This is a genomic window from Glutamicibacter sp. AGC46 (genome assembly GCF_053543715.1).
On sequence record NZ_JBLVOJ010000008.1, the window covers coordinates 22,133 to 26,976 of the forward strand.

The following is a 4,844-nucleotide window of genomic DNA, read 5'->3' on the forward strand; positions in this document are numbered from 1 at the left end:
GGCCCCCCGCTGCACTTTAACTATTCATGTAAAGCACCCTTGACTGTAAAGCACGCTTGTCAGTAAAGTGTGGTTTACATCAATAGGGATAGGGGACAACGATGGATTCAAAAGCAGTTGGCCAGAGCAAATGGGGCCGTTCGCGCTTCGGTGGCGGGTCGGGCGCCCTGATTGCCGTCAGCCTCAGCGCAGGGGCAGTGCTTTCAGCCGGTGCAGGTGTGCTCTTCGCCCGGCTGAACGCCCCGGAGCATTTCGTCTTGGCAGCGTTGCTCATGGCCGCTGGCTTGCTGCCGGTGCTTTCTACAGCTTGCTGGGCGTTGCTGCTGGATCGCGACACCCTGCGCGGTGCCACAAGGAACCCCGAGATATCGGTGGAGAGCCAGTGGTATGACCGAGCTGCCATCGGAGTGTTCCAGGATTTGCTGTTAGTTTGCGGCCTCGGTGGTGCAGTGTTTTCGTTCATTCAGATCCAAGCATCACTTGGCCTCGTTCTGGCTGGTGTCGTGCTGCTGGCGTTGCTTGACTTCGGAATCCGCTATTTCATCATTAAGCGGGCAGAAAGCTAGTGGAGAACAATCTCAGTGCATACCGCAGGGAACGCGGGTTCTCCCAGCAAGCATTGGCCGACCTGCTGGGCGTCTCCCGGCAGACCGTCATCTCGCTTGAAAAAGGCCGCTACGACCCGTCCCTGCCGCTGGCATTCAAGCTCTCGGCGGTCTTCGGCTGCAAGATCGAAGACCTCTTCATTCCGGGCGAAGACTAGGCGTTGCCCAGCAGCGGGTGCACCGCCAGGGTGAGAATCGCGCCGCAGGCAACGCAGGCAATCGGGGTCAGCACCCAGTGCAGCAGCACCTTGGTGACATTGCGCCACACCACCGATTCGAAAGACTGGTTATTGCCGGCACCGACGATGCCGCTGGTTACCGCCTGCGTGGTGGACAGCGGCAGGTGCAAGACGAGCGAGCCGAGGAACAGCATTGCCGCGGCTACGCCCTGGGCGATCATGCCGCGCAGCGGATCGAAGTTCACCAGCCGGCGGCCGAGCGTATAGGTGATGCGCCATCCGCCCAGGAGCACGCCAAGCCCCAGTGCCGAGGCCGCGGCCAGCTGGATAGCCCATGTCACGGGCCCCGGGTCCATTGCATGACCGGTGATCAGCACCAGTGCGATCATCGCGCCGGTGCGCTGGCCATCTTGCAGCCCCAGTCCCAGGGCCACGGCGCAGGCGGTGATGGCCTGGCCTGCGCGCGAGCCGTTGTTGACCGAACGCGAGGAGTTGTGGCGCATCAGCCAGGTCGCCGGAATCACCAGCGCATAGGACAACAGGTAGGCGATGACCGGGGTGATCAGCATGGGCAGCAGCACCGAGCCGAGCAGCAGACCCCAGGCCCCGGACATCGACAGGTCGCCCATGAAAGCCGAGGCGCCGCTGGCGCCCACCAAGCCGGAGAACAGCGCATGGGTGGAACTGACCGGCAGGCCGCGCCACCAGCAATACAGGCCCCACGCGCCGGCGGTCAGCAAGCCGCAGATCAGCAGCTTCAATCCGACGACGCCATCGGGGAGGTTGAAGTTCAGCTTGTCTACCAGCGCCACACTCAGCCCCGAGGTCGCCAAGGTGCCGAGGAAGGCGAATACCGCCGCCACAGAGACCGCAATGGCCGGGCGCAGCGCCCTGGTGCGGACGGAGGCCGCAACGGCCGTAGAGGCATCCCTGAAGCCGTTGAGCACGCCATAGCCCAGGGTCAGGACGATCGCGAATCCGGTGAGGACCGAAAGGATGGTCATTTCCCCTAGGACTCCTTCACCAGCACGCGACCCAGGTGGTCGGCGAACTGGCGCAGGGTGTTGGCGGTAAGCATCAGGTGGTCGGCCACGCGCTGGTGGCGGTGGATGGTCCCTGGCTTGGCGAACTTCGCGATCTCATTGACCCACACCAGGTGGGTTCGGGCCGCGCGCTTGGAGAACTGCAGCATCTGCAGCCAGTTGTCTTCCAGGTCATCGAGGTTATGCAGGCGCTGGACCGAATCGGAGGCCAGCTCGGCCAGCTGCGAAATGAGTTCAAGCTGCTCCGAGGAACGCTCGGAAAGCGGGGTGGAGCCAACGGTCATGATCAGTTCGCCGGTGCCGCGCAGCTGTTCCATGGTTTCGTGCAGCAAGCGCGAAAGCGTGTACATGTCTTCGCGGGGAAGCGGGCTGATATAGCTGGTTCGCAGGTGGGTGAGCACCGCGTGCACCAGATCGGAGGCCTCGGCTTCCGCGGAGGCCAGATCCCGCAGCTGGTCCGCACGGGTATCGGGTGAGCCGATCATCTCGGCGACATTGGCAACGGAGGCGCGAATGGTCGTCGTCAACCCGCACAGCAACTCGATGCCGCGCGAGGCGGAGGGAAAGATCTGGAACTTCACTTTACGGCGCACCATTCGATTCGACGGCTATTGGTACCAACGCAGAACAGTTTACGACGTGGAAGTTAACACCGGGTATTTGAAGGTGCCGGACCGGGAACGCCTCTCGGCGGAAGGCCGCTCGAAGCGGCAGAATTTTGGAGCCCGGGGTTACCAGCGGCCCGGCACCGTTACCTAGTGTTCTCGCCCTACCGGTGTGCTGTCAACCGCAGGGCTGCGCTCGTGCCTTTTCTCACGCTAGCGGCGCACGCTCTTCTCCGCTCCGCTCAGGCAGAGCAGCGCGCAGCAGAACCAGATCGCTCCCGCCGGCCCCAAACCCGCGGCGACCGTACTCGAGATGATCGGCAAAGCTACTTGTCCGACCCGGTTTCCCATGAGCCGCACGGCCAATGCGGCACCGCGGTCCACCGCCGGCACCGAGGTGGAAATCATGGTCATGGTCATCGGCTGGCCCAGGCCCAGGAAGAAGCCGCCGACCAGCAACGCGGCCCCGGAGGCCCACAGCGAATCGATGAAGATCGGGGCCAGCGCGATGGCTATGCCCGAAATGTACAAACTGGTGACCAGCAGGTGGTTGCGTTCGAAGTGGGCCGAGAGCTTGGGGATGAACAGCCGCGAAACTACCGAAGCGAAACCTCGAATGGCCAAAAGCACACCAACATCTTCGGGTGTGACGCCATGTTTCTCCGCCACCAGCGGCAAGAAGGCCGTGAGGATGTCCAGCATGGCCAGCAAGGTCATCGAGGCGAACATGTGCGAAGCCATGCCCTTGATGCGCAAGACCGAGGGAATGGAGGCTTCGGACTTCGCCGGGCGGGTTTGCGGCGCCGTCTTGGAAATCCTCGGCTGCCAGCTCGGAAGCAAGAAGGGGACAGCTAGCAGCGAGCACCCGGCCGCAATCCACAGCGACAGGCTGATGCCGGCGATGCGCTCAGGGGAGACGGCATCGGTACCGGAGCCGAGCACCAATCCGCCAATCAGCGGCCCGATGAATTGCCCAGCCGCGTAGGCGGCCGTGAACCAGCCAAAGCCCTTGTCCAGATCGCTGTCGGGGAAGAACCGGGCGATGGAAGATTGCCCGCCAATGGTGAACATCAAGTGCCCGAGCCCGAGCACGGCACTGGCCAGCGCCACGGTCAAGGCATTCGGGGAGAAATTGATGCCGATGCCGCCAGCGGCCAAGAGGGCCACGCCGGCAACCATCAGGAACCGGATCCTGCGGATTCGCGAACTGGCCCGGCCCAGCATCATTGCGGTGAATAGCGGGAGGATGGCATAGGCCGCGGTCACCACGCCGACGGTGAACTCGCCGGAGCCAAAAGAGATGAGCTTATAGGTGGTCACCGGACGAATGAGGTTCAGCGCCGTTTGGGAAAGCAGCGCCGTTGCGATCAGGATCAGCAACCAGCGTACGAGCCCTGAAGAGTTGGTCCTCGATGCGGCGCCCACACCCACCTGCCTAAAATTGAGGGGCAACTTCCTCAACCCATCCTAAGGGCGCGGGATCATGTTTCAGTCCAATGCGTCCTGGCGCCAAAGCCGGGCGCAGGCTTCCAGATCCACGGCGGTGCCCATCAGGGCCTTGGCCTGCTGGGTCAGCTTGGTTCCCCGATCGCTGCTGGAAAAATCCGCGGCATCGGCATGCTCGGTCATGCCCAGCGCCAGTACCCGGCAATAGGCGGCGGTGCGTTCCAAGGCGTGGGCGAAGTCGCCATCGAAGGCGCCGGAGAGAATCGACCCGGTCATCTTCTTCATCTCCTCGGCGGTCGGCGGCTCGGCCACTCCGGCGACGATGCGTTCGACCTGGGCCCGATGGGCTCCAGCCTGGAAGCGTGCAGAATGCACCTCGGGCTTGCTCATCGTTGCCGCGCGAACCGCATACAGGCGCCACAGGGCACCTGGCAGGGAGCGGGCCGGAGCCTCGCTCCACAGCTGCGCGAGCACCTCCAGCCCTTCTTCTTCGGCCACCGCAATCAGCCGGCGTGAAACTTCGGGGTCGTTGTTGGCAATGCCGCGCTGCACGAAAGCCTGGGCGGACAGATGGGCTGCCTCGGATACGCGCGCCGGATCAGCGCCTCCCTCATACGGCTCGAAATCTGCCGGGGCGAAGGGGCGTGGTTTGTGATGGCGGAATCCCGCATCCTGGGCAACTTTTGATCCTGCACGTGCACCTCTCATGCGCTCCAGAATACTCGCTGATCCTGAGTTCTGCGCCAACAAGTGATTTAGCTTGCAAACCCCAAGATCCAGCGGAAATTACGGGCTGCCGAATTGCGGAATACGCCGATTAATACTCATGCCGGTCCATCAGGTAGTATGGATTTTGGCCTTGTGCCGTGCGCCTTTAGCTCAGCTGGTAGAGCACTGGACTTTTAATCCATTGGTCGCGGGTTCGATCCCCGCAGGGCGCACAAAATGAAACCGGACCCGGGGGGG

At 63.0% G+C, this 4,844-nt stretch carries 6 protein-coding genes and 1 tRNA gene; 3 read left to right on the top strand and 4 right to left on the bottom strand.

All coding sequences use genetic code 11. The annotated features are described in order from the left end of the window. Window positions 1–101 precede the first annotated feature (101 nt). Together ACNPM8_RS02895 and ACNPM8_RS02900 are read left to right on the top strand one after the other, a co-directional pair. Window positions 102–566, top strand: a complete 465-nt coding sequence (locus ACNPM8_RS02895; RefSeq protein WP_105658999.1) for a hypothetical protein — start codon at window positions 102–104, stop codon at window positions 564–566. Further along, window positions 566–763 (top strand): helix-turn-helix transcriptional regulator, encoded by a 198-nt coding sequence (locus ACNPM8_RS02900; RefSeq protein WP_105658998.1) that lies wholly within the window; start codon window positions 566–568, stop codon window positions 761–763. The genes ACNPM8_RS02895 and ACNPM8_RS02900 overlap by 1 nt, the downstream gene beginning before the upstream one ends. On the opposite strand, the gene ACNPM8_RS02905 is transcribed toward ACNPM8_RS02900, so the two are convergent. The 4 genes from ACNPM8_RS02905 to ACNPM8_RS02920 all read right to left on the bottom strand — a co-directional run bounded on the left by ACNPM8_RS02905 (window position 760) and on the right by ACNPM8_RS02920 (window position 4,586). Next, window positions 760–1,788: an inorganic phosphate transporter gene (locus ACNPM8_RS02905; RefSeq protein WP_388025993.1), complete on the bottom strand. Its 1,029-nt coding sequence runs from the start codon at window positions 1,786–1,788 to the stop codon at window positions 760–762. The genes ACNPM8_RS02900 and ACNPM8_RS02905 overlap by 4 nt on opposite strands. A gap of 5 nt (window positions 1,789–1,793) precedes the next feature. Then, window positions 1,794–2,408: a hypothetical protein gene (locus tag ACNPM8_RS02910; protein ID WP_448939275.1), complete on the bottom strand. Its 615-nt coding sequence runs from the start codon at window positions 2,406–2,408 to the stop codon at window positions 1,794–1,796. Window positions 2,409–2,645: 237 nt separating this feature from the next. Beyond that, window positions 2,646–3,857: an MFS transporter gene (locus ACNPM8_RS02915; RefSeq protein WP_332727355.1), complete on the bottom strand. Its 1,212-nt coding sequence runs from the start codon at window positions 3,855–3,857 to the stop codon at window positions 2,646–2,648. Window positions 3,858–3,920: 63 nt separating this feature from the next. Continuing rightward, window positions 3,921–4,586 (bottom strand): hypothetical protein, encoded by a 666-nt coding sequence (locus tag ACNPM8_RS02920; RefSeq protein ID WP_105658994.1) that lies wholly within the window; start codon window positions 4,584–4,586, stop codon window positions 3,921–3,923. Window positions 4,587–4,746: 160 nt separating this feature from the next. Between ACNPM8_RS02920 and ACNPM8_RS02925 the strand changes: the two genes are divergently transcribed. Further along, window positions 4,747–4,819, top strand: a tRNA-Lys gene (locus ACNPM8_RS02925). Window positions 4,820–4,844 lie beyond the last annotated feature (25 nt).